A 25,778-nucleotide genomic window follows, 5' to 3' on the forward strand; every position below is an offset into this window, starting at 1 on the left:
ACTTATGAAAATCCTGATCGTTGAAGATGAAACAGGTATTGCCGCATTTTTAAAGCAAGGCCTGGAAGAAGAAGCCTATACCGTGGTAATGGCTCATGATGGTAATAAGGGCCTGCAATTAGCCCTTTCGGATGATTATGATTTACTCTTATTAGATTGGATGCTACCCGGCATGAGCGGGATCGCCATTTGCCAGGAATTTCGAAAGCAGAACAAAAAGACGCCGGTCATTTTATTAACGGCCAAAGACTCATCAGAAGAAGTGGTTTTTGGTTTACAGGCAGGCGCCAATGACTATATCCGTAAGCCTTTTCATTTTGATGAATTATTGGAACGAATCCGAGTTCAGCTAAGAGCAAAGAGTGGAGAGACCAGCCACGAAGCCTTGCAACTCGGTGAAATCCGCATGGATTTAAGTGCGCATTTAGTTTACCGGAATGATGAACTCATTCAGCTTACTCAAAGAGAATTTGCCCTGTTGGAGTTTTTATTGCGCAATAAAAACCGGGTTTGCCGTAGGGTTCAGATCCTTGAAAATGTGTGGGATAGTAATTACAATTATAATGCTGGGATTATAGATGTTTATATCAATACCCTTCGTAAGAAGTTAAAATTGGAAGGAGAGGATAATTACATCCAAACCATTAGAGGAGTGGGTTATATAGCCCGAGAAGTATGAAATTGAGCTTTAAAGATCGCATTGCATTTTATTATTTGGCGGCAACCACTGCCTTAGTAGCTATTGCCTTTCTTTTGGTCTATGGTATTGTATACCAAACGGTTTACGATAATATGGATCAGGTGCTATCCATAGAAGCTTATAAGCATACCACTGAAGTAATAATTGAAGGTGACTCCATTCATTTTATCAATAAAGGGGAATGGGAGGAACGCGAGCATCGTGAGGCTCAGGTCCTGCCTGTTTTCATTCAGCTTATGAATAGCAAAGGTGAGCTGATGGACAAATCCCCTAATCTTAAAAATCAAGAATTACTTTTTCATCCTGAGCTTGAAGGCGGCCATCATTTTGATGCCAGCCTTAATGATGAGGTCTTAAGGCAAATTCAAATCCCCTTGCGGACCAAGGATAAATTGCAGGGCTATATTTTGGCCGCTATGTCGATGCAGGCTTCCATTCAGGTTTTACGAAAATTAGCCTGGGCCGAGGCGATAAGTTTCCCGGTCGTTTTAATAAGCCTCTTTTACATTACGCGTTCCTTGGCGGATCGTAGTATTCGACCCATCAAAGAAATTACGCGAACTGCGGGTCGAACCTCCAAACGCTTTTTAGATGAGCGAGTACCCTTGCCTGCCAAACAGGATGAATTGTACGATTTATCGCAATCCATCAATGCCTTATTAGATCGTTTGCAGCATGCCTTTAAGGGAGAAAAGCAATTTAGCTCCGATGCTTCTCATGAATTGCGCACTCCCTTAGCCACCTTAAGAGGTAGTTTAGAAGTCTTGATCCGTAAGGCTCGCAGTCAGGAGGAATATGAAGCAACCATAAAATCAGCCTTGGTGCAGATCGATCGCATGGCCGATTTGAGTGATCAATTATTGGTTTTAGCCCGCATGGACTCCGAAGCCTTAAACCTGAATCAACAAGCCCTGGGAATTGTGGTAGAAGAAGTATTAAGTTCCTTACATCCGTTAATTCAGGCTAAAAACCTTAGGGTTCATTTGGATCTCCATCAGCTGGAAAGTAAAGAAATACCGGCGTATTTCGGAAGCCTCATATTTCAAAATTTAATTGGCAATGCCGTAAAGTATAGTCCTGATTCTAGCGAGCTTCGCATTGAGGCAAGAAGTACAGAAACCGGTTTTTCGTGTAGTATTTGCGATCAAGGTCCGGGTATTCCCAAAGAGGAGCAGGCGCAAATTTTCCAAGCCTTTTACCGCAGTCCACAGGCCATCCAAAATGCCCCTGGATCAGGATTAGGTTTATCTATTGCCCAAAGAGCGGCTGAGGCTATCGAAGCTCGCATTGATCTTCAATCAGAACCCGGAAGGGGAACCTGCTTTTACCTTCATTTTTAGGAAATCTTTAGAAAGCGTTTCGAAAGGCTTTAGAATGCCCCAATACTTTTGGTGTATTAGTCTGAGACACCATGTTGGAAAAAATTATTCGGTACAGCCTGAAGCAGAAATTCATCGTAATTCTGATCAGTTTGGGCATTGTGGGATTTGGAGTTTATGCACTCTTCCAAATTCCGATTGGAGCTGTGCCCGATGTGACCAATAATCAAGTGCAGGTGATTACCACCTCCCGAAATTTAGCCACTGAAGATGTAGAGAAATACCTCACCTATCCCGTCGAATTGGAAATGGCCAATTTACCTGGGGTGAAGGAAATTCGATCCGTATCTAAATTCGGATTGTCGGTGGTTACTATCGTTTTTGATGATGATTTAGGGACCTATTTACCGCGACAGTTAATTGCGGAAAAGCTTAAATCAGCACAGGCCAATATTCCGGATGGATTTGGGGTTCCCTTCATGGGGCCTATTACCACTGGGCTGGGTGAGATTTATCAATATACCCTCGAAGTAGATTCTGCCCATCAAGATCAATATTCAGTTACAGATTTACGCACCATTCAAGATTGGGTGGTTCGCCGTCAATTATCTGGTATACCCGGAGTAGTGGAGGTAAATACCTGGGGTGGATTTCTAAAGCAATATCGGGTTTCTGTAAAGCCTGAATTATTGCGCAGTCACCAGATTTCAATAACGGAGGTTTTCAAAGCCTTGGAAGCCAATAATGGATTGGCTGGCGGGGCCTATATCGAAAAGGAAGCCGAAACCTATTTTATTAGAAGTGAAGGACTAGCCACTCAGCTTGAGGACCTCGAAAACATTGTTGTTGCCCAACGGGCGGGGGTACCGGTTTTGGTGAAGGATTTGGCTAAGGTGGAGATTGGATCAGCGCCTCGCTTTGGGGCTATTACGGCTAATGGCGAAGGCGAAAAGGTAATGGGCCAAATCATGATGCTTAAGGATGCTAACTCCAAAGCAGTGATTTCGGCCGTTAAAGAGCGAATCGATAAAATCGGTCAAAACCTTCCTCCCGGCATTCATATTAATCCCTTTTTAGAGCGTAGCGATCTTATCGCCAAAACCACATTCACTATCGCCGAAAACCTCATTCTCGGCTGTTTGATTGTAATCTTCGTGGTAGTAGTTTTATTGGGCAATTGGCGTTCAGGCTTGGTGGTAGCCTCGGTGATTCCCATTTCCTTGCTCTTTGCGATTTCGCTGATGTATATCTTTGGCATCGATGCCAACTTGATGAGCTTAGGAGCCATCGACTTCGGGATTATTATTGATGGGGCGGTGATTATCGTTGAGTTTATCGCTTATCAATTGGTTAAGAACCAAGGCGATTTACAAAATCTAAATAAAGAAGATCGCTCCCAAAAGATTGATGGCATTACCGAGAATGCAGCTAATAAAATGATGCACTCCGCGGTATTTGGTCAATTGATCATCATAATTGTATTTATTCCTATCCTAAGCTTGGCGGGGGTAGAAGGCAAGATGTTCCGCCCTATGGCCTTAGTTTTCAGCTTTGCGCTGATTGGTGCCATGTTCCTCTGTTTTTCCTATGTCCCCGTAATGGCTTCCCTGTTTTTCAGATCGGGGAATTTGAAGACCAGCGCTTGGTCGAATCGATTAATGAACAGTTTGGCTCGACTCTATAAGCCCAGTTTGGATTGGGCCTTAGGCAGAAAGGCTTTGGTATTAAGTGCGGCCCTGGCTCTCTTTGTATCTGCTATTGTTCTCTTTAGCAGAATGGGCGCCGAGTTCGTGCCCACTTTGGATGAAGGGGATTATGTAATTCAGCCTATCCTGAAAACCGGAACCTCCTTAAGTCGCACGGTAGAATTGACTACGCGTATGGAGAAAATCTTATTGAAATTCCCGGAAGTGGAGCAGGTGGTTTCTAGGATTGGCGCAGCAGAAGTACCTACGGATCCTATGTCTATGGAGGAGGCCGATGTGATCATTAAACTCAAACCTCATTCAGAATGGAAAACGGCCGAAAGCAAAGATGATCTGGCCGAAGCTTTTAAAGGTGCCTTAATGGATATTCCAGGAGTGGAATATGAATTTACCCAACCCATTGAAATGCGCTTTAATGAATTGATTACCGGCGTGCGGGCTGATCTGGCCATTAAGATTTTTGGTGAGGATCTCGACAAACTCAGCTCGCTAGCTTATCAAATTAAAAATGCCATTGGATCGGTGGAAGGTGCCTCAGACATTAGTGTTGAGAAAATAGTGGGCCTGCCACAATTAAAAGTGAAGTTTGACCGAGCTCGTATTGCGCGCTATGGTTTGAATATCGCTGATCTTAATCGGGTGATTTCTACAGGCTTCGCCGGTGCTAAAACCGGGGTATTGTTTGAAGGAGAGAAGCAATTCGACATCAGCTTAAGGCTGGATGAGAACAATCGAGACCAGATTGAAGATATCCAAAGCATCCAAATCCAAAGTCCGGATGGAAGGTCGATTCCCCTGCGTGAATTAGCTCAAATCGAGCTCACCAAAGGCCCGGCTAAGGTATCACGCGATAATACCCGCCGTCGGATTGTGGTAGGCGTAAATGTGCGGAACCGTGATTTGGAATCGGTGGTTATGGATGTGCAATCCATAATTGAGGCCGAAATCAGTTTGCCGGAGAATTACAGTATTGAATACGGAGGACAGTTTCAAAATTTACGTTCCGCACGTACTCGCTTATCTTATGCAGTACCGGTTGCTCTGGTTTTGATTTTCCTATTGCTCTACTTTGCTTTCGATTCGGTAAAAGATGCCCTTTTAATATATACCGCCATTCCACTGTCTGCAGTAGGGGGAGTGTTTTTACTCTATCTGCGAGGCATGCCCTTTAGTATCTCTGCCGGGGTTGGATTTATAGCCTTATTCGGGATCGCGGTATTGAATGGAATTGTGCTGATCGAGGAATTTAAGGCCCTGAAAGAACAAGGTCTGAAAGATGTGCATCAGCGCATTTTAACCGGAGCGGTGCAGCGATTACGTCCCGTGCTATTAACTGCATCGGCAGCAGCCTTAGGTTTCTTACCGATGGCCATTTCCTCATCAGCAGGAGCCGAGGTACAAAGACCTTTGGCAACGGTGGTTATTGGAGGACTGATCAGTTCTACGGCCTTAACTCTAATAGTCTTGCCCTTACTTTATTCCTGGTGGGAAGGTGGAGTTGTTTTGAAAGCAAAGAAGCTTAATAAATCAGCGCTGTTGATGCTTCTTCTCCTTTTGGTACCCATCGGGACTCAGGCTCAGGAAAGTCCAAAAAGCCTGAAGGAGTTGGAAAGCTTAGCCTTAGAACACAATTTCGCTCTGCGTGCCGCTCAACTTGAAAGTCAAAGGCAAAAGTCATTAGTACCTGCAGCCATTTCGATTCCGGCCACGCAGTTTTACTATTCCTACGACCAGAATAATATTGCCCAAAATAATGCACCCATTCGGGTATGGGGTATCGATCAGGAAATTCATTTTCCTACTTATTATTATCAGCAGTCCAAGACTCAGGAACTTCGCTACCAAAGGGCCGAGACTGAGATGGAGATTCAGAAGCAACAATTGTTAAAGCAGGTTGGTCAAACCTATTATGAAGCGGTGTATTGGGCTAGCTTAGTTCAAAATTATCAGCATTTGGATAGTCTTTATCGAAGCTTAGCCTTTAAGGCTGAACAGGCTTATAAGCTGGGGCAAAGTAATTATCTGCAAAAACTGGCGGCTCAATCTAAAGCGGAGGAAATCAAATTAAAATTAGAGGAGTATAGGGCCAAGCAAGAGCAGATAAAAAGCCGGATGGAAGCCTTGGTTCAAACTAAATTAGAATCGCTGGCTTGGGAAGCTTTCCCCGAAATTGAATGGAGAAAGATTGACACCAGTAATTACGCTGGTTTGGATTGGCAACAGAAGAACATGGCACTCGCCCAGGCAGAACGAAAAGTTAGTCAGTCGGCTTGGTGGCCGGCCTTAAGCTTTGGCTATTTTCAAGGGACCAATAGTTTGCCCAATGCCCAAACTTATCGTGGGATGCAAGTAGGCTTAGCCATTCCATTATGGTATGGACCGCGTAAAGCAGCAGCGGCAGCGTCCAAGCTCAATTATGCTAAAAGCCAATCGGCAGCGCAGGATTATCGCTTGTCCATTTTGGCGCATCAGCGCAGTTTAGAAATTGAATTGCTTCAGTATCAAAAAACCATCAATCATTTTAAAGAGGTGAATTATCCATTAGTGAAGGAAATCCGAAAGCATTCGGATGAAGCACTAAAGGCCGGTGAAATCTCTTATCTCGAATATGTGCAGCTCCAAGAAAGAGCCAGCACTTTGGAAACGGAATACCTCTATCAGCAATGGCAATATTTTCATCGCTGGGTAGAATTAAAATATTTAAGCGAATAAATTGAAAAATCCAGCATACCTAAGCCTTGCTAAGCCCTTTGCCTTAGCCTTTGTTCTTGCTCTTACAGGCTGTAACTCTCCGGCCGATAAATCGGAAGAACAAGCCTCTAAACAAGAGGAAAATGCTCAAATATTAACTAAGTCCCAATTGGATGCGGAAGGCATTCATCTAATTCAAATTCAAAAGGCATTTTTGGGTACCAGCCTTAATTTAAGCGGACAGTTATTGACCAGTCCTTCGGCTCGATTTGACATAAGCTCTTTTGTCGGAGGAACGGTGCGACAACTGCACATCCAAAATGGGGATCGCATTCAAAAAGGGCAGGTCTTATTCTATTTGGAAGGCCCCGCTTTATTGGATTTACAACAGAATTATTTGGAGGAGCGCGCCCGACTCGACTTTTTACAAGCGGATTATGAGCGCCAGCATAAATTGTATCAAGATTCTGTGGTTTCGGAAAAAGCTTATCGACAGGCCTTATCTGATTTTAAGGTATCGCAAGCGCGCTTTCAAAGCTTAAAAGCCAAACTGGATTTATTGAAAATAGATCTCAATCAATTACACCAAAAGGGAATTTTCGAAAGTATTCCTTTTCATGCTCCAGCATCTGGTTATTTAAGTCAGTTGAGCATCAACGAAGGCTATCTTTTACAAGCCAATGAAAGAGCAGCGGTAATTATCAATGATGCGGCGCCAATCTTGGAGCTCAAGGTTTTTGAAAAGGACTTAGCCAGGGTAAAACCAGGACAAAAAATTGAATATCAAATTCCTTCAATGGCTGATGAGAAATTTTTCGCTGAAATAGTGCAAATTAGCCCTGATTTTAGTCAGGCCCAGGGCGCTGCTCTAGCCTATGCTAAATTGGACGAAGGCTCTTTACCCCAAGCCATTGGAACAGGAATGTACGTTGAGGCAAGGGTCTATGAGTCCGAACGGGAAGTGGTAAGTCTTCCAGAGGCTGCCGTGATCGAGCAAAATGGGCATTTCTATGCACTAAGTGCGAAGCTAGTAGGGGAAAAGTATCACCTTCAAAAAAGGGAACTAAAAGTGGGGCTTCGGCAAAAGGGTTTACTAGAAATCAGGGAGCCTCAACAATATTTAGACACGCTCTACTTTTTAGATAAGGGAGCTTTTGGCTTACTTGGGGAATAAACAATGGAAGTAGATGGGAGCGCGATGAATTTTTAAGCTTAAAAAGGATTCACAGGAATAGCAATGGGAACTGCAGGGAAAGGAAATTGGTGGCATATTTTGTATCAGTCAATCTTAGCATTGATTGTTATTATCGTGACCTTATGGCTGGGATTTGAAGGATACGATTATTACCAAACTCCCCTGGAAGAGCGCTTCTATCACGAGCATCATGAATGGTTTAAGGCCTCTGGCTTATTTGGTCATGGTTTGGGAATAATTGGAACTGCCCTTATTACAATTGGGGTGTTTCTGTACATACCGGCCAAGAAATATGGCTTTCTGGAAAAATACATGCGCTTGCGCTATTTGTTGGAGTTTCACATTTTTCTCTGCACCCTAGGGCCAATCTTAATACTCTTTCACACCACCTTTAAATTTGGAGGAATCGTATCCATTGCTTTTTGGTCGATGGTATTAGTGGTTCTATCCGGAGTAGTGGGGCGCTATATCTATTTACAAATTCCACGCAGTATTTCGGGACGTGAACTATCACGACAAGAATTAAAGGAAGAACAAGAACGTTCTTTATCCACATTGGCGATGGTGGCCGATCAAGCCCCCGAGCTTTACCAGCATATCCGTGAATATCAAAATGATGAGAAAGGCTATTTTGCCCGAAGGACACATTTCCGCAATCACTTTAATCAGCTTAAATCGCAATTGGGAGCATTGCAATTGGATGCCAAAGAACACAAGTCGATATTAAGCAATATCAAAGCGGAAATGGTTTTGCAACAACGCATACACCGATTGGCTTTAATGCAAAAGCTCTTCAAGTATTGGCATGTGGCCCACCGGCCCTTTGCTTTAATTATGCTCTTGGTGCTAATCATCCATATTGGGGTGACTATGGCCATGGGTTATACCTGGATTTTTTAGCATGTGGGAAGTATTGATATATGGCTTTGTCATTCTGCTTTCGGGTGCAATTGTCTGGTACTATTGGAGTTCCGGGCAAAAACGCTCTAAGGAAGTAGCCGCCAAAGTGGAGCAAGCTCAGGAAGAGGGGCGTTTTCAGCCAGTATCCCTACATCCCTATATCGATCCCCATAAGTGTATTGGTAGTGGCGCCTGTGTTCGCGCTTGTCCGGAAGAAGATATTTTAGGTTTAATTGATGGCAAAGGCACCTTAATTAATGCCAGCAGTTGTATTGGTCATGGCGCTTGTTTTCATGCCTGTCCCGTGGATGCGATTAGTTTGCGCATTGGCACTGAAGTACGAGGGGTGGATTTACCCCATATAAAACCGAACTACGAAACCAATATTTCCGGAATTTACATTGCCGGTGAATTAGGGGGCATGGGCCTCATTAAAAATTCCGCTGAGCAAGGAGTACAGGCTTGTAATAATTTGGCTGAAGAATTACCCTCAGAGTGCTCATGTGAAACGGATGTAGTGATAATTGGCGCTGGTCCGGCAGGCATCGCTGCGGCATTAAAAGCCAAAGAAAAAGGATTAACCTTCCGAGTGCTGGAACAAGATTCCTTGGGGGGAACCGTGTTTACTTTTCCTCGGGATAAAGTAGTAATGACCAGCCCCATGGACTTGCCACTCTACGGTAAGTTGAAATTGAATAATACCTCCAAAGCTGAATTATTAGGGATTTGGAATGAGGTTCTGGATAAGCATCAAATTCAAATTGAAGAGCATTCGAAAGTAGAACGGATCTCTCAAATAGGAGCTTACCATTTTAAATTGGATACCTCGAAAGGGGAGGCCGTGGAAGCACGTTCAGTGATCATCGCCATTGGTAGGAGAGGGACGCCTAGAAAATTAGGCGTTCCCGGTGAAGAAAGTAGCAAAGTTGCCTATCGATTATTGGAGCCCGAGCATATTCAGGGCGAGAAGGTGCTGGTTGTTGGCGGTGGGGATTCAGCCGTGGAATCGGCTTTGCTTTTAGCCGATCATAATGAAGTGCATCTATCTTATCGCAAGCAACATTTCGCGCGCATCAAAAAAGGCAATCAGGAGAAGTTAGAAGCGGCCCTAGCTTCGGGAAAAATTAGCCCATTGTTGGGTACTAATGTTAGCCGTATCGAGGAGAAAAAGCTAAGTTTAGTTCGGGAAGATGGATCAGAATTCGAAATTGAAAATGATCGCATTTACATCTTCGCTGGTGGAGAGTTACCCATTCCCTTCTTGCAGGATGCTGGAATTACAGTCGAGAAAACCTTTGGAAAAACCCTTCGTAAGCATTGAGAGAGTTCAATAAAATAGCGTTCATCCTACTGTTTGGCTTAAGCAGTGTTTCGCTTTGGGCGCAGTTTTCTCCGGGTAAGCTTTCCGAGGCACATGCTAAGTATGAGGGCTTGGATAATTGTACTCTCTGCCATGAAATTGGTGCCCAGATTTCGGAGAAGAAATGCCTCGAATGTCATAAGGAATTACAAAGCCTGATCGATTTAAAACGAGGCTATCATTCCTCCAAAGAGGTGAAAGAGAAAAGCTGTATTAAATGCCATAGTGAACATCATGGGCGCAAGTTCGATGCGGTTCGATTTGATCAGGAAAATTTCAATCACAATTTAACTGGCTATAAGCTCGAAGCAGCACATGATCGTATTGATTGCCGTGATTGCCATAAAGCCGATTTTATTTCGGATTCTGAGATTGCGGGGCGTATAGGAACATTCTTGGGTCTGGAAGAATCTTGTCTTAGTTGCCATGTAGATTACCATCAAGGAAGCTTAGGTAAGGATTGCCTTTCTTGCCACAATTTTGAAGAGTTTCCGCAAACTCCGGGCTTTGACCATGCCAAAACCGATTTTCCCTTAAAAGGAGCGCATCAAAATGTAAACTGCCTCGAATGTCATCCCAAGGAAGTTCGTGCGGGTAAAGATTTTCAAAAGTTTAGCGACATTGCTTTTAGTCGTTGTACCGATTGCCATGAGGACGCCCATCAAGGGAAATTTGGCCAAAATTGTACGGATTGTCATTCTGAGCAATCCTGGCTTAAGCTTAAAAATCGCAATTCCTTTAATCACGATTTAACGGATTATCCCTTGCGCGGCATGCATCGCACGGTAAGTTGTAGTGAATGTCATACGAGTGGCGATTTTAGAAAGGCCATGCCCTTTGCCAATTGCATTGACTGCCACGAAGATTACCATGAGGGGGAAATAGAAAGTATTGTCCTAAAGAAGCAAGATTGTGATGCCTGCCATAGCCTCGATAGGCCCTTTACTTACAGTTCTTACGATTGGGAAGATCATGAGAACAATGGCTTTCCCCTGCAAGGAGCTCACTTAGCCACTCCTTGTTTTGCCTGCCATAAAGAATCGGAAGAGAGCCGTTGGGACTTTGCCTTTGAAGCACAGAACTGTGTATCTTGTCATGAGAATATTCATGAGGGGCTTATCAGCGAAAGCTATTTCCCGGAACAAAATTGCGAGGCTTGTCATAATGCAGAGGCATGGTCGCAAGTTCAGTTTAAACACGAAGAAACAGGTTGGGCCTTAGAAGGAGCACATGCTCGTCAAGAATGTCGCGAATGCCACTTTGAAGGAGAGGAGCAGCACTTTAAGGATCGCGATCAAACTTGTGTGCAATGCCATGATAATGTGCATGGTAAGCAATTTGAAGAAGAGGGGAAAACCAATTGCCTGGCCTGCCATCAAAGTGCTGAGCAATGGAAGGCTGACCTTTTTGATCATCAGATCACTGAATTCCCTCTGGAAGGACGCCATGCCGAAATAGACTGTTCCGCTTGCCATAAAGCTGAAATGCAGTCTGATGGCCAAGAAAGAGTTATTTACAAAATAGAGAAATTCCAATGCATCGATTGTCACGGTACCTAACGCTATTCCTCTTTGGAGCGATTGGGCTTATGGCTCAAAACCCGCATGGAGAAGGATTTAAAATCAATTGTTCGGATTGCCATAATTCGGGCTCCTGGCAAGTGAATTTACAAAACATGAAGTTCGATCATGCCAGTACGGGCTTCGAATTGGAAGGGCAGCATGCCGCGGTCGCTTGTATGGATTGCCATGAGAATTTGGAATTTAAAAAAGTAGGCACTCAATGTGTCGAATGCCATACCGATGTGCATCAGATGAGTGTCGGCGACGATTGTAAGCGCTGCCATGATAGCGAATCCTGGTTGGTTTTTAATATCCCTGATCTGCACGAACAAAATGGATTTCCTTTACAAGGCGCTCACATTACCTTAGCTTGCATCGATTGCCATGATGCTTCTAATAATTTGGTTTGGCAAAGGCAGGGCCAGGAATGCGTAGATTGCCATCGCGAAGATTATCAAACCGCTTCCGACCCAGATCACGTAGCTTCAGGCTTTTCCATCGATTGTATTCAATGCCATGAACCCCTCAGTCAGCAATGGGGTGGCGATAATTTTCACTATTTCTTTCCCTTGGTTTTAGGTCATGATGGCCTGGATTGTATGGACTGTCATACCAGCCCCACTTACGATCAAATTCAGCCGATATGCTCTACTTGTCACATCGATGATTATCAAAGTGCGACCAATCCCAATCACCTGAGTTCTGGTTTCCCAACGGATTGTGCCCTTTGCCATAATACCAATCCAGGCTGGGCACCGGCAAGCTTCGAAAATCACGATGATGATCATTTCCCGATTTATAGCGGAACCCACCGTGGAACCTGGAGTTCTTGCACCGAATGCCATACCAATACCTCTAATTACAATATTTTCAGTTGTATCGATTGCCATGAGCATAGTGATAAGTCGCGCATGGATAAAAAACACGACGATGTAGGCGGTTACCGATACGAGAGCAATGCCTGTTATAACTGTCATCCCACCGGAAGAGAATGATGCAGAAGGCCTACATAGGATTTGTTTTTATACTGTACACTTTGGGCCTTTCAGCCCAGGAAGTGCGCCAGGCTGAGGTAAGCTATGTAAATGATCAAAGCGTTTACCTGCGCTTTCAAAGCACCGAAGCCTTAAGGGAGGGGGATACCCTCTTTAACCAAAATGGCGGGCAGGCTTGTTTGCGCATTCAAAAGATATCCTCCGTATCCTGTTTGGCCGAGCGCATTGCAAATTGTGAAATCAGCAAAGGCCAGATTTTCGAGGTGCGCCTTTCGGCGGATGTGACTCCAGCGGAGGAAGAAGCTCCTGAAGTATTGGAAAGTCCCCAAGTAGTGGAAAGTAGCAGCGATAGTTTATCGCGCAGTCAAGTGCGTGATCGCAGCAATAGCATGCGCAACAAAGATCGAGGCTATTTAAATTTATCCTTAAATAATGGCAGCACCCTAAGTACCAATGGCCGCGAAAATTACCGTACTAATTTTAGAGCCAGCCTTAAGGTAGATAGTTTATTCGGGCAAAATTTAAGTTTGGAAGCCTACGGCAATATGCAGGACTTTAGACGCTCCTACGAAAGTGATGGCGAAAATTTCCGAGCGCTGATTTACAATTTAGCGCTGATCTATAAGCCTGGTAGCCATCATCAACTGGTAGTAGGGCGTAAAATTAATAGCCGCATTTCTTCCTTAGGTGCCATAGACGGTTTGCAGTGGGAAGGGAATTGGAATAATTGGCGGGCTGGAGCCATTGTGGGCAGTCGCCCGGATTTTAGTAATTACGGCTACAATGCTAATCTCCTGCAGTATGGCGCTTATGGTGCTTACGATTGGCGTACCAAGTCTTGGACCGGACAATGGACCCTAGGCTTAATGGAACAAAGAAATCAAGGGGCGATTGATCGTCGTTATTTGTACACCCAACAATCGATGCGTTGGGGGAAATGGTCTTGGTTTGCGTCCTTGGAAATCGACCTCTATGAAAATTTTGATACTGCTCAGGCTGGCACTAAGGCCCGCTTAACCTCTCTTTATTTATCAATGCGTTATCGACCTACCAGTCGCTTAACCCTCTTTAGTTCCTATGATACCCGCCAACAAATAATATTCTTTGAGCGCTACGATAGCGATGTAGAACGTCTATTGGCAGAGCAGGGTGCACGCCAGGGTTTTAGACTTCGTGGTGACTATCGCTTTTTTCGGGCTACTCATTTGGGCTTAAGCTATAATCTTCGCACCAACCCTACTTTTGGAAACCGTAGCCAAAACTTGCAGGCCTATCTCAGTCATCATCGTTTGCCCTGGATTGGTGGTAGCCTTACTTATCGATTTAATAAAAACCAAAACGGGAATTTAAATTCGGAGATAAATTCCTTGCGCTACTCGCGATCCTTCAATTCAGGATTTCGCATGTCGGCCTATTATCGCTATGCTTCGTATCGCTATGTTCTTCGTGAAATCACCCTCGATCCCCAGCATTATTACGGTGCAGAATTGAGCTGGCTAATGGCCAAGGATTGGAATCTGGGAATTATGGGAGAATATAGCCAAATAAGCGATCAAGACCTGTTTCGAATGTATCTTCGCATCCAGAAAAGATTCAAATTTTAGTCATGCGCAGACTGAGCTTTTTAGCGGCTCTGGCACTTTTCGCTTGTCAACAGCAGCCCACCGTTATCGAAACGGAGGATTCATCCGTAAAGGAGATTTTTAATTCTGACAGTAGTCCTGAAAACAATCCCAATGCCGAGCATCGGGTAGTGGTTTTAGATACCCTACAAAGTTCGAGGTATTCCTATCTCAAAGTAAAGGAAGGGGAGAAGGAGTTTTGGTTAGCCACCATGCGTTCCGATTTCCAAATAAATGAGGAATACAGCTTTAGCAAGGGATTGTATAAAACCGATTACTATTCAACCGAATTCGATCGCAGCTTTGATGAAATTTATTTGGTTTCACAATTGCGTCCGCTCTTTTCGGGTAGCCAAAAACAGGCTTTGGATCAGATGTTTAAAGGTGGACAGAAAGCCCCTGAAGCTGCTGTGGAAATTTCGGAAGCGGATTATGATCGGGAAGGATCAATCAAGATCAAAGAACTGATACAGAACGCCGAGAACTACATCAATAAGGAAGTGCAAATCACCGCCAAGGTTACAAAGATCAATGCCAATATTATGGATCGTCATTGGTTGCACCTTAAGGATGGAAGCTTTGATACTTTCGATTTGGTAGCTACTTCTCAAACTGCGGTGCCCGCGGGCCATATCGTGACCCTAAAGGCAACTTTGCATCAAGATGTAGATTTTGGTGCGGGCTATACCTACAATCTTATTTTGGAAAATGCCGAGGTAATACCTTGATAACCAGAAAATAATTCCAGTGCAAAAAATTCTTGATTTACTCTTCGGCCGCCGAGCCGCTTTAGTATATATCCTTCTATTTGCCGCCGCTGTAGGGGTGGCCACCTTTGTAGAAAACGATTATGGTACGGATAGTGCCCAAAAGGTGATTTACCAATCTACCTGGTTTGAGCTGCTCCTCTTTTTGTTTTCCGGCGCTATTGTGAAAAACGTATTGGACTTCCGATTAATACAGCGGAAGATGTGGGCAGTGCTCACCTTTCACCTAGCGATATTGGTAATCTTACTCGGAGCAGGTATTACCCGCTTTAGCGGTTTTGAAGGTATGATGCACATTCGTGAAGGCGAGCAGAGCAATCAATACCTTTCTACGGAGGGATATCTCAAATTACGCTTTACCAAAGACAATCGCGAGTATCTCATTGAAGAGCCAGTTTTATGGTCATCTCTGGGCTCCAATGATTTTTCAGAAACCTATCAGCTTAATAATGAGAAGGTAAATCTTAGAGTTAAGGAGGTTTATATCAATCCCGAGTACGAGATGGAAGCCGCCGATCAAGGGGAGCCCATTATCAAAGTAGTATTTGGCTCGGATGCTGGTCGGAATGAGTATTACCTGCATTACAATTCGCAGCGTCGTTTAGGAGGGGTGCCCTTTTACTTCGGTCCTGGTATTATGCCCAATCATTTCAATATTGATTTGGATAGTGAGGGGCGAGCTATGGTTACAAGCGCTGAAGCCTATAGCTATATGCGCATGGCAGACCGCAGCATGCACGATGTACCTGCAGATACGGCCACAGAATTAGCCTTGCGAAGTTTATACCGTTGGGGCGGATCCGCCTTTGTATTCGGCGATTATCAGAAATCAGCCCGTCTCAAACGTTCGGAAGGAAGCTTAAAAATCCAATCTTCATCTACCATCGGAATTTTGCTTGAGGTGCAGAAAGGGGAGCAAGTCGAAGAAGTATATATCGAAGGATTCAAAGGTTATCCCGGTAAAGCTGAAATGGTAGATTTGGGTAGCATGCAATTGGCCTTGTCTTATGGCTCCAAAGTGCGTGAATTGCCTTTCAGTATTAAGCTATACGATTTCCAGATGGAGCGTTATCCTGGAACCAATTCACCGGCATCTTATGCCAGCGAAGTACAGGTATTAGATCCAAGGGGCGGGAAGGAATTTGACTTCCGTATATACATGAATCACATTCTGAATTATGGCGGATATCGCTTTTTCCAATCCTCTTATGATCGCGATGAAACCGGAACCTACCTTTCGGTGAACCATGATTTTTGGGGCACCTGGATTACCTATTTAGGATATACTCTGCTAACCATAGGAATGTTATGGAGCTTGGTTGCCCGGAACACTCGCTTTGCCCAATTATCAAAACAGATTCGTGAGTTAAGAGCGCGGCGTTCTGCGACCTTAGTCTTGATTTTGGCCACGGCCTTTGGCATGCAGGCCCAAACTGAATTGGAATCGGAATTACATGCCGTTTCGAAGGAACATGCCAGTGTATTCAGTACCGTATTGGTTCAGGATATCAATGGCCGGATGAAGCCGATGCATACCTTGAGCAGAGAGGTTTTACGGAAACTTACCGGAAAAGAAAGCTATCGTGGTCTGGATGCTGATCAAGTCCTATTAAGTGTTTGGGCTAATAATCAGGAATGGTATGGGGAACCTATGATCAAATTGCCCTTTCATCCTCGATTTGCCGAAATGGGTTTTACAGAAAAACTCCAAGCTTATAAAGCCTTCTTTAATACCGATGGATCTTACAAACTCGCTGATGAGGTTCAAAAGGCTAATTCTGTGATAGACAAGGAAAAAGGAACTTGGGAAAAGGCCCTATTGAAATTGGATGAGAAGATTAATATCTTCAATATGATGCTCTCCGGTTATCTCTTGCGCATTGTGCCTTTGGAAGGAGATATCAATAATACCTGGGTGTCTGATTACAGTCATGGTGAGCAGAGTTCTATTGTGGCAGACAAGCTTTTCCCGGCTTATTTAGCGGCCCTCAATAATGGAATGCAATCCGGCGATTATAAGGTGGCGAATACCATCATCAGTGAGTTGATGAAGTATCAAAATGCCCAGGATCCCGAAATCTTGCCTTCCAATACCCAGCGTAAATTGGAAATCTTCTTGAATGAATTGAAGGTCTTTAATAGACTGGCATTGGTTTATACCTTGCTAGGCCTGGCCTTTTTACTACTCTTGTTTTTACAGGTATTTAGACCGAAGAACAGTTTTTCCAAACTGCATCTGGTCCTTTTAATCTTGATGTTTGCGGCTTTCTTCTTCCATACTTTAGGATTGGGCTTGCGTTGGTATGTTTCCGGTCGTGCGCCTTGGAGTAATGGTTATGAGAGTATGATATACATCGCCTGGACCGGAACTTTGGCGGGATTGATTTTCAGCCGTAAGTCGAGTGGAGCCTTGGCCGCTACCAATGTTCTTAGTGGTGTGGTGTTGTTAATCGCAATGTTGAGTTATCTCAATCCGGAGATTACGCCTCTGGTACCCGTATTACGTTCGTATTGGCTAACTATTCACGTATCTCTGGAAGCGGGATCCTATGGCTTCTTAATGCTTGGAGCCTTAATTGGGGTGATCAATTTGCTTCTAATGATATTCTTGAATCAGGAGAATAAAAAACGCGTGCGCGATATTGTATCGGAAATGACCAAACTCAGTGAGATGACCTTGATTGGCGGTCTCTTTATGTTGAGCATCGGAACCTATTTAGGTGGGGTTTGGGCCAATGAAAGTTGGGGCCGATATTGGGGTTGGGATGCTAAAGAAACCTGGGCCTTAGTGTCGATATTGGTCTATGCCTTTATTCTGCACATGCGCTTTTTACCTGGCTTAAAGAGTCATTTTGCCTTCAACTTTGCGACCCTGTTTGGTTTGGCCTCCATTATTATGACCTATTACGGAGTAAATTATTACCTCTCCGGATTGCATAGTTATGCTGCAGGCGATCCGGTGCCGGTGCCAGCCTGGGTATATTATTCCATTGCTAGCTTAGTATTGATAAGCGCTTTGGCCTGGTGGCGTCAACGAAAGATTTGGCGCAAGTCTAAAGCTTAAGCGTTTCTAAACCTTTATTAGGCATTTACCTTAAGGCTCCATCTTCAAGGGCTTATACATTGCTGTGAAATGATTCAAGGCAATGCATATTCCTGAAGAACTAATCCTGGCAAAGATCTATGAGATCCGTGGGCAGAAGGTCATGATCGATCGAGACCTGGCCCAGCTCTATGGTGTCCCCACTAAGGTTTTAAAGCAGGCCGTTCGAAGAAAGCTATTTCGATTTCCAGAGGATTTCATGTTTGAAATGTCCGATACGGAGTTTCAATTTTGGAGGTCACAAATTGTGACCTCCAGCAAAGCGAGCCGGGGCCTGCGATACGCGCCATTTTGCTTTACTGAACAAGGCGTTACCATGCTCTCTTGCGTCCTGAATTCTGATCAGGCCGTAAAGGTGAACATTCAAATAATCCGAATCTTCGTGAAGATGCGGAATATGATCCAGCAGCATCAAGAAATTTTAAAAGACTTGGAGGAAATTCGAAATTCAGTAAGCAGTCATGATGAGCAGATTGAACTGATCTTCCAGTATATACAAAAGCTAGAGGCCCAGAAAACTGAGCCTCGAAATAAGATTGGATATAAGCAGGAGCCCTAGAAGTTGGGTTTCAGCATATATTTCAGGTAGAAGTCTTCAATTACTTCTACTGCTTCATCAGCGGAATCCACTATTTTAAAGAGCTCCAAGTCCTTGGCGCTAATGTTGTTTTCAGCTTCCAATAGGGTGGTTTTAATCCATTCAATTAAGCCGCCCCAAAATTTGGTGCCAACCAGAACGATTGGGAATCGTCCGATTTTGTAAGTCTGAATAAGAGTAAGGGCCTCAAAGAGTTCATCCAAGGTGCCAAAGCCACCAGGCATTACTACAAAGCCCTGAGAGTATTTCACGAAGATCACCTTACGAACAAAGAAATAATCGAAGTCCAGGCTTTTATCTGGATCGATATAAGGATTAGGCTGCTGCTCCATGGGCAGGTCGATATTCAGACCTACCGAATTTCCTTTTCCTTCCTTGGCGCCTTTATTTCCTGCTTCCATTATGCCTGGACCACCGCCGGTGATAATCCCAAAACCACTTTGAGTGAGCTTATAGGCAATTTCCTCAGCCAATTTAAAATAGGGGCTGTCGGGCTTGGTGCGAGCTGATCCGAAAATAGATACACAAGGTCCCATGCGGGCCATAGATTCGTATCCATTAACGAATTCACTCATAATTTTAAAGATGCCCCAAGAATCGTTGGTGCGTATTTCGTTCCAGCTTTTCGGCTCAAAAGCCCTTTGAAGCTGATCATCAGATTTAGCCATTGCTATTTCGTTTTAGTTCTATTTCGAGGAAGCGAGCGGTATGGCCAATGTTCTTTTTTACCATTTCTTCCGGGCTACCAGAAAACACCACGGTACCTCCTTTTGCGCCTCCTTCGGGGCCGATATCCACTAGGTGGTCGGCCAGCTTAATTACATCCAGGTTATGTTCAATAATGAGAACGGTGTTCCCACGGTCTACCAATTTATTTAAAACTTCCATTAAAACTCGCACATCTTCAAAATGTAAACCTGTGGTAGGTTCGTCTAAAATGTACAGGGTTTTACCAGTGTCTCGTTTACTGAGCTCAGTGGCTAGCTTAACTCGCTGAGCCTCACCGCCTGAAAGAGTGGTTGATTGTTGCCCTAGGGTTATATAGCCCAAGCCAACATCTTGTAAAGTTTTAAGCTTCTGGTAAATTTTTGGAATGCTTTCAAAGAATTGTACCGCCCTATTGATGCTCATATCGAGTACATCAGCAATACTTTTTCCTTTGTAGCGCACTTCCAAAGTTTCCCGATTAAATCGCTTACCCTGACAAGTCTCACAATCAACATAAACATCCGGTAGGAAGTTCATTTCGATCACTCGAATTCCAGCGCCTTCACAGGTTTCACAGCGTCCACCTTTTACATTAAAACTAAATCTGCCGGGCTTATAACCCCGAACTTTTGCTTCGGGTAAATTGGCAAAGAGGTCGCGGATATTGGAGAGAACGCCGGTATAGGTCGCTGGATTGGAGCGCGGAGTTCGTCCAATCGGACTTTGATCGATATCAATAACTTTATCAATATGTTCCAGTCCCTTCAAGCTTTTGTAGGGTAGGGGTTCTTTTACCGATTGATAAAAGTGTTTGGATATCGCCGGATACAGAGTTTCGTTGATTAAGGTCGATTTACCTGAACCGGAAACCCCGGTAACCACGACTAACTGCCCTAAAGGTAAATTGAGGTTTACCTTTTTAAGATTGTTTCCAGTGGCACCTTTAAGCTCAATGAACTTCCCATTTCCTTCGCGGCGTTTTTCGGGAACGCTAATTTCAAGCTGACCATTAAGGTATTGAGCGGTAACGCTATTGCTATTCATGATATCGGCCAGGTCTCCTTGAGCAACAATTTCGCCACCATGGCGACCAGCGCCCGGACCAATGTCTAAAATGAAATCAGCTTCCTCAATCATATCCCGGTCGTGTTCTACCACGATCACAGAATTGCCTAAGTCTCGCAATTCTTTAAGTGACTGAATAAGCTTTTCATTATCTCTTTGATGCAGACCAATACTGGGCTCATCTAAAATGTAAAGCACGTTCACTAATTGGGAGCCAATTTGGGTTGCCAAACGAATTCGCTGGGCCTCTCCACCGGAAAGTGATTTGGCCGGTCTGTTTAAGCTGAGGTAATTTAGGCCTACATTTAAGAGGAAGCTACTACGGGTACTGAGTTCCTTGATAATTTCGGTGCCAATACGCCTTTGTTGTTCGCTCATTGAGGCTTCAGCGGAAGCTAACCATTGCTGAAGGCTTTCAATATCCATGCGGGCGAGGTCGGCAATGCTCTTGCCATCAATTTTAAAATGGCGCGACTCTTTGCGCAAGCGATCGCCATTGCATTCATGGCAGGTTACTTCATTCATGAAGCCTTCTGCCCAGCGTTTAATATTGCGGCTTTTGGTTTCCTCAGATTGCTGAGAGATGAAATTTACTACCCCTTCAAATTTGAGGCTGTACTTGCGCGTGATGCCTAAGGTTTTATTGGGCACTTCGAAAACTTCATCGGCTCCATAAAGAACCGTGTCTAAGCCTTCTTTGGGAATATCCTTAATGGGGGTGCTTAATTTGAAGCCATAGCGATCCCCAATAATCTCAATCTGATTGAAAATCCAATTCGCTTTAAATTCCCCTAAAGGCGCGAGGCCTCCTTGTTTGATACTTTTATTGGGATTGGGAATAACCTTATCTAGGTCAATCTCACTTACAATACCCAAGCCATTGCATTTTGGGCAAGCTCCTTTGGGACTGTTAAATGAGAAGGTATTAGGTTCTGGCTCCGGATAGGCGATTCCAGTTGTAGGACACATTAAGTTGCGGCTAAAGAAATGCACTTTGGGTTCTTCAAAAACCTGAACCATCAAAACACCGCTTCCTTGTGAAAGGGCAGTTTGAATAGATTCCATCAAGCGCTTTTCATCCTTAGCATCTACGCGTAAGCGATCAATAACCAACTCAATGTCATGGGTTTTATAACGATCCAATCGCATCCCATGGGTAATATCTTTTATTTCACCATCCACGCGAACCTTCAAAAAACCCTGCTTGGCCACCGAGGCAAATAGCTCGCGGTAATGACCTTTACGACTGCGGATTAATGGGGCTAGGAGGTAAACGCGCTGATCTGCAAATCGCTCAATAATGAGGTTCTTAATCTGCTCCTGGGTATAGCTCACCATTTCTTCGCCGGTTTCATAAGAATAGGCGGTGGAAGCGCGAGCGTAAAGTAGACGTAAGAAATCGTATATCTCGGTTACCGTTCCTACGGTAGAGCGAGGATTCTTACTAGTCGTCTTTTGTTCAATCGAAATTACCGGACTCAGGCCATTGATTTTATCCACATCCGGCCGATCCATATTGCCCAAAAACTGGCGGGCATAGGCAGAGAAAGTTTCGATATAACGACGCTGTCCTTCGGCGTAAATAGTGTCGAAGGCTAATGATGATTTTCCGCTGCCACTCAGGCCGGTAATCACAACCAATTCGTCGCGGGGAATCTCAACATCAAGGTCTTTCAGGTTGTGTACCCGTGCACCGAGTACTTCAATTGTATCTGATTCCAAAGGGAAGATTTCAAATTCGAGCAAAAATACAAGTCTTTTTAAGCTCCACCTCGGAGAATAGGAAATGAGTTTATGGCGATTCGAAAAATCTAATAATTATCATCTAAGCCCAATCCTCTGGACTAACTACTCCTTGTGGAATACTTCGCGATTTCCTCCGTTTTAAGCATAGTATTTGCAAGTACTTTAGCTTATTAAATACCTCTTCAATGCCCAGATATTTTCTTACGAGCCTTTTCCTCTGCCTTAGCTTTTTTCTTAAAAGCCAGCATTCGGTAATATACCAGGCTGATAGTGCATGGGTTAAGCAGAAAATAGCGTCCATGTCTTTGGATGAAAAACTGGGACAATTGTTTATGGTGGCGGCCTATTCCAATAAAGGGCCGGAGCATGAACGCGAAATCCAGCAATTGGTGAAAGAGGAGCATATTGGGGGATTAATCTTTTTTCAGGGAAGCCCTAAGGAACAAGCGCGTTTAACCAACCTCTATCAGTTGAACAGTAGCACTCCTCTCATGATTGCCATGGATGCAGAGTGGGGTTTGGCCATGCGTTTACCGGAGACTTTTAAATTTCCATGGCCCATTACCCTGGGGGCATTACAAGACACAGTATTGGCTTATGAATATGGTAAGGCAATTGGTGAGCATTGCAAAACTCTGGGCGTTCATATCAATTTTGCTCCGGTAGTGGATATCAATACCAATCCTAAGAATCCCATTATTGGAGCACGTTCATTTGGAGAGGACCCTGAGCATGTTACTCGAATCGCCGCTGCAGTTATGCGGGGCATGCAATCTGTACATGTGTTGGCAGTAGCTAAGCATTTCCCCGGTCATGGGGATACCGATTCGGATTCGCATAAGACTCTTCCTTCGGTGAGCCATCCTATGGATAGATTGGAAAAGGTGGAGCTATACCCCTATAAAAATATCAGTAAGAGTGGCTTGGGAGGCGTAATGGTGGCGCATCTAAATGTTCCGGCTATCGACCCTAGTGGAAAGCCCAGCTCCTTAAGTCCAGCGACCTTAAAATTATTACGGGAGCAAATCGGTTTTGATGGATTAACCTTTACCGATGCTTTGAATATGCAAGGCGTGGCTCGCGATTATAAACCTGGCATGGTTGACTTGGAAGCCATCAAAGCCGGAAATGATGTATTGGTTTTTAGTCAAGATGTGAAATTGGCCAAAGCCAAGATTAAGGAAGCTTTAAAAGCAGGTTTGATCGATACGGCCCACATTAATGCCAGCGTAAAAAGGATATTAGCCGCAAAGTATTGGATGGGCCTAAGTACCAAGACCCATATCGAAGGCAGTACTTTGGCAACTAAGCTCTTACGTGAAAAAGATCAGATTCTAAATCACAATATTTTTGCTGAAGCACAAACCTTATTAATCAATAAAAACAAAACTCTGCCAGTTAAAAAGCTGGCGGATCTTAAGATTGCCTGTGTAACCGCCGGTAATGAGGTAAGCCCCTATTTTGCTGAGATGTTGAAAAAGTACACTCAGGTAGAGTACTTTGATTATACCAACAAAAATGAGGAGGAAATTATCGCCGCCCTGGCGGATTACGATTATGTAGTTCTGGGTTTATATACCTCCAATGCCAATCCCTGGAAGTCCTATAAAATCAGTTCTGAAATTCGTCGTTTTACCCGTCGAATTGCCCTGCAAAACAAATTGATCATAACCCTATTTGCCAATCCCTATTCCTTATTGGATTTTCCGGAAGCGCGTGATGCCGAAGCATTATTGATGGCCTATCAAAATGATCCCGATGCCGAAAGTGTAGCCGCGCAAATCATTTTCGGAGCTTTGGGAGCCAAAGGTCGATTGCCCGTTTCTGCCGGGGAGCCCTTCGAAGTAGGCTTTGGATTAAACACGCAAGCCATCGGTCGTTTAGGTTATCATTATCCAGGGGCGGTGGGCCTCGATGTGAATACCTTAAATCGCATTGATGGCATTGTAAAAGAAGCGATGAATCAAGGGGCAACCCCTGGAGCGCAGGTGCTTATCGCCCGCAAGGGACAGGTAATTTACCATAAGAACTTTGGTTATATCGATTCAAAAAAAAAGACTCCGGTACGCTCGGAGCATCTTTATGATTTAGCGAGTATTACCAAAATCGCGGTAAGCGTACCCCTTTTAATGTCATTAGTAGAAGAGGGGAAAATAAATCTCGACAAAACCTTAGGTTACTACCTTCCAGAAGCAAAGGGAACCAATAAAGAAGATTTGGTGTTACGGGAAATTCTGGCCCACCAAAGCGGTTTAAAACCTTGGATTCCCTTCTATTTAGAAACCTTGGACCAAGGAAAGTATAAGGAAGGTTATTACGGTAAGGAACGCAGTTTTGACTATCCCAATGTGGTGAGTGAAGGGCTTTACAGTCAGCGCTATATGCGCGATACGATATTAAAAAGGATACTCGATTCTGACTTACTTCCCACTAAGGAATACCGCTATTCGGATTTGGGTTATTACCTCTTTATGCAGATCATCGAAAGGATGGAAGGGCAGCCCTTGGATGAATTGATCCACGAAAAGCTCTATGAACCATTGGGTGCCAATACCATGGTGTATCATCCTTTGCAGATATTCCCGATTGATTTAATTGTACCTACCGAAGATGATAAGACCTTTCGGAGATCATTGATTCGTGGTTATGTGCATGATCAGGGAGCCGCATTATTAGGTGGTGTAGCTGGGCATGCCGGACTATTCAGTACTGCGAATGATTTAGCCAAATTGATGCAGATGTACATGCAGAAGGGCGAATATGCCGGAGTGCGATATTTCGATTCGGTAACCGTAAATGAATTTATTCGTTGTCAGTATTGCCAAACCAAGAACCGCCGGGGTATTGGTTTCGATAAACCCCAATTAGAAGGCCCCGGACCTACCTGCGGTTGCGTTTCAGATCGTAGCTTTGGCCACAGCGGATTTACTGGTACCTTAGCCTGGGCCGATCCTGATGAGCAAATAGTCTATATTTTTCTATCGAATCGGGTGAATCCGGATGCTGAAAACCGAAAACTTTTAAGTTTATCAACTCGCACCAAAATTCAAGAAGTAATCTATGAAGCGATTCAAAACGACGACCCTGCTACTGCTCTCATTGGCTTGGCTCCCTGAGGGTCTTCAAGCACAAGAAAATCAAAAGCCAAATCCTACTGATACTACCATTGTAAACTTCCATCCCAATGGAATTCCATCGGAATTGATCTCCTACGATCAAAACGGTTTGGAAGATGGTGTACACTTTAATTATCGCCAAACAGGAAGCATTGCCAAGATGGAGAATTTCAGCCATGGCAAGCTGCATGGTCCATTTATGCGCGTGAATAATCGAGGTAAGATTAGCGAAGAGGGAAAATTTGAAAATGGCCTGGAGCAAGGACTTTTCACCAAGTATTATTCCGACGGTAAAAAGCAAGAGCAGGCTACTTATAAGGATGGTAAGAAGAATGGTAAAGCCATTTGGTACTACACCAATGAGAATATGAGCACCATGCTCAATTATGAAGATGATATCCTTCAAGGTGAAGCCAAGAGTTTCTATAAAAGTGGTGAGGTAAAATCAGTTTACACTTACGAAAACAATAAGAAGGAAGGCCTTTACCGTGAGTATTATCAAGATGGTAAACTCAAGGTAGAAGGGAATTACAAGGACGATAAAGAAGACGGCAAATGGACCTATTATGCAGAAGATGGTTCCGTGCTGAAAACTGAAAAATACCGGAAGGGAGAATTACGCTAA

General features: G+C 44.1%; 16 protein-coding genes. 14 read left to right on the top strand and 2 right to left on the bottom strand.

All coding sequences use genetic code 11. The features are described 5' to 3' along the window. Nucleotides 1-4 precede the first annotated feature (4 nt). From H4K34_RS14475 to H4K34_RS14530, 12 genes are all read left to right on the top strand, one after another. Nucleotides 5-679 (top strand): response regulator transcription factor, encoded by a 675-nt coding sequence (locus H4K34_RS14475; RefSeq protein ID WP_210758105.1) that lies wholly within the window; start codon nucleotides 5-7, stop codon nucleotides 677-679. Beyond that, nucleotides 676-2,040, top strand: a complete 1,365-nt coding sequence (locus H4K34_RS14480) for a sensor histidine kinase (protein WP_210758106.1) — start codon at nucleotides 676-678, stop codon at nucleotides 2,038-2,040. Before H4K34_RS14475 ends, H4K34_RS14480 begins: the two co-directional genes overlap by 4 nt. A 71-nt stretch (nucleotides 2,041-2,111) precedes the next feature. After that, nucleotides 2,112-6,437, top strand: a complete 4,326-nt coding sequence (locus tag H4K34_RS14485) for a CusA/CzcA family heavy metal efflux RND transporter (RefSeq protein ID WP_210758107.1) — start codon at nucleotides 2,112-2,114, stop codon at nucleotides 6,435-6,437. A 1-nt stretch (nucleotide 6,438) separates the two neighbouring features. Next, nucleotides 6,439-7,590 carry an efflux RND transporter periplasmic adaptor subunit gene (locus H4K34_RS14490; protein WP_210758108.1) on the top strand — a complete coding sequence of 384 codons (1,152 nt, stop codon included), beginning with the start codon at nucleotides 6,439-6,441 and terminating at the stop codon, nucleotides 7,588-7,590. Between the two features lie 63 nt (nucleotides 7,591-7,653). Next, a complete protein-coding gene (locus tag H4K34_RS14495) occupies nucleotides 7,654-8,511 on the top strand; it encodes a hypothetical protein (RefSeq protein ID WP_210758109.1) in 858 nt (285 codons plus the stop codon). Nucleotide 8,512: 1 nt separating this feature from the next. After that, on the top strand, nucleotides 8,513-9,832 hold the full coding sequence (locus tag H4K34_RS14500) for an NAD(P)-binding domain-containing protein (protein ID WP_210758110.1): 1,320 nt from the start codon (nucleotides 8,513-8,515) through the stop codon (nucleotides 9,830-9,832). Continuing rightward, complete coding sequence (locus tag H4K34_RS14505) at nucleotides 9,829-11,430, top strand: cytochrome c3 family protein (RefSeq protein WP_210758111.1); 1,602 nt, start codon at nucleotides 9,829-9,831, stop codon at nucleotides 11,428-11,430. The genes H4K34_RS14500 and H4K34_RS14505 overlap by 4 nt, the downstream gene beginning before the upstream one ends. Continuing rightward, nucleotides 11,406-12,428: a cytochrome c3 family protein gene (locus H4K34_RS14510; protein WP_210758112.1), complete on the top strand. Its 1,023-nt coding sequence runs from the start codon at nucleotides 11,406-11,408 to the stop codon at nucleotides 12,426-12,428. Before H4K34_RS14505 ends, H4K34_RS14510 begins: the two co-directional genes overlap by 25 nt. Then, complete coding sequence (locus tag H4K34_RS14515; protein ID WP_210758113.1) at nucleotides 12,425-14,032, top strand: TonB-dependent receptor; 1,608 nt, start codon at nucleotides 12,425-12,427, stop codon at nucleotides 14,030-14,032. The genes H4K34_RS14510 and H4K34_RS14515 overlap by 4 nt, the downstream gene beginning before the upstream one ends. A 2-nt stretch (nucleotides 14,033-14,034) precedes the next feature. Further along, nucleotides 14,035-14,778 carry a hypothetical protein gene (locus H4K34_RS14520; RefSeq protein WP_210758114.1) on the top strand — a complete coding sequence of 248 codons (744 nt, stop codon included), beginning with the start codon at nucleotides 14,035-14,037 and terminating at the stop codon, nucleotides 14,776-14,778. 19 nt (nucleotides 14,779-14,797) lie between these two features. Continuing rightward, nucleotides 14,798-17,881 carry a cytochrome c biogenesis protein gene (gene ccsA, locus H4K34_RS14525; RefSeq protein WP_246452126.1) on the top strand — a complete coding sequence of 1,028 codons (3,084 nt, stop codon included), beginning with the start codon at nucleotides 14,798-14,800 and terminating at the stop codon, nucleotides 17,879-17,881. 82 nt (nucleotides 17,882-17,963) lie between these two features. After that, nucleotides 17,964-18,479, top strand: a complete 516-nt coding sequence (locus H4K34_RS14530) for an ORF6N domain-containing protein (RefSeq protein ID WP_210758115.1) — start codon at nucleotides 17,964-17,966, stop codon at nucleotides 18,477-18,479. Here the strand turns inward: H4K34_RS14530 and H4K34_RS14535 are convergent. After that, nucleotides 18,476-19,186 (bottom strand): LOG family protein, encoded by a 711-nt coding sequence (locus H4K34_RS14535; RefSeq protein WP_210758116.1) that lies wholly within the window; start codon nucleotides 19,184-19,186, stop codon nucleotides 18,476-18,478. The genes H4K34_RS14530 and H4K34_RS14535 overlap by 4 nt on opposite strands. Further along, nucleotides 19,179-22,037 carry an excinuclease ABC subunit UvrA gene (uvrA, locus tag H4K34_RS14540; RefSeq protein ID WP_246452128.1) on the bottom strand — a complete coding sequence of 953 codons (2,859 nt, stop codon included), beginning with the start codon at nucleotides 22,035-22,037 and terminating at the stop codon, nucleotides 19,179-19,181. The genes H4K34_RS14535 and uvrA overlap by 8 nt, the downstream gene beginning before the upstream one ends. Before the next feature lie 299 nt (nucleotides 22,038-22,336). Here uvrA and H4K34_RS14545 point away from each other — a divergent pair, with 299 nt between their 5' ends. Both H4K34_RS14545 and H4K34_RS14550 read left to right on the top strand, forming a co-directional pair. Further along, entirely contained in the window at nucleotides 22,337-25,153 is a 2,817-nt protein-coding gene (locus H4K34_RS14545; RefSeq protein ID WP_210758117.1) for a glycoside hydrolase family 3 N-terminal domain-containing protein, read from the top strand. Beyond that, a complete protein-coding gene (locus H4K34_RS14550; RefSeq protein WP_210758118.1) occupies nucleotides 25,098-25,778 on the top strand; it encodes a toxin-antitoxin system YwqK family antitoxin in 681 nt (226 codons plus the stop codon). The genes H4K34_RS14545 and H4K34_RS14550 overlap by 56 nt, the downstream gene beginning before the upstream one ends.

Source organism: Croceimicrobium hydrocarbonivorans (genome assembly GCF_014524565.1).
GTDB lineage: Bacteria > Bacteroidota > Bacteroidia > Flavobacteriales > Schleiferiaceae > Croceimicrobium > Croceimicrobium hydrocarbonivorans.

Excerpts from the sequence above, each read along its gene's own strand:
- H4K34_RS14475 (WP_210758105.1), top strand. The coding sequence starts at position 5 with ATGAAAATCCTGATCGTTGAAGATGAAACAGGTATTGCCGCATTTTTA.
- H4K34_RS14480 (WP_210758106.1), top strand. The coding sequence starts at position 676 with ATGAAATTGAGCTTTAAAGATCGCATTGCATTTTATTATTTGGCGGCA.
- H4K34_RS14485 (WP_210758107.1), top strand. The coding sequence starts at position 2,112 with ATGTTGGAAAAAATTATTCGGTACAGCCTGAAGCAGAAATTCATCGTA.
- H4K34_RS14495 (WP_210758109.1), top strand. The coding sequence starts at position 7,654 with ATGGGAACTGCAGGGAAAGGAAATTGGTGGCATATTTTGTATCAGTCA.
- H4K34_RS14500 (WP_210758110.1), top strand. The coding sequence starts at position 8,513 with ATGTGGGAAGTATTGATATATGGCTTTGTCATTCTGCTTTCGGGTGCA.
- H4K34_RS14510 (WP_210758112.1), top strand. The coding sequence starts at position 11,406 with ATGCATCGATTGTCACGGTACCTAACGCTATTCCTCTTTGGAGCGATT.
- H4K34_RS14515 (WP_210758113.1), top strand. The coding sequence starts at position 12,425 with ATGATGCAGAAGGCCTACATAGGATTTGTTTTTATACTGTACACTTTG.
- H4K34_RS14520 (WP_210758114.1), top strand. The coding sequence starts at position 14,035 with ATGCGCAGACTGAGCTTTTTAGCGGCTCTGGCACTTTTCGCTTGTCAA.
- H4K34_RS14530 (WP_210758115.1), top strand. The coding sequence starts at position 17,964 with ATGCATATTCCTGAAGAACTAATCCTGGCAAAGATCTATGAGATCCGT.
- H4K34_RS14535 (WP_210758116.1), bottom strand. The coding sequence starts at position 19,186 with ATGGCTAAATCTGATGATCAGCTTCAAAGGGCTTTTGAGCCGAAAAGC.
- H4K34_RS14545 (WP_210758117.1), top strand. The coding sequence starts at position 22,337 with ATGTCTTTGGATGAAAAACTGGGACAATTGTTTATGGTGGCGGCCTAT.
- H4K34_RS14550 (WP_210758118.1), top strand. The coding sequence starts at position 25,098 with ATGAAGCGATTCAAAACGACGACCCTGCTACTGCTCTCATTGGCTTGG.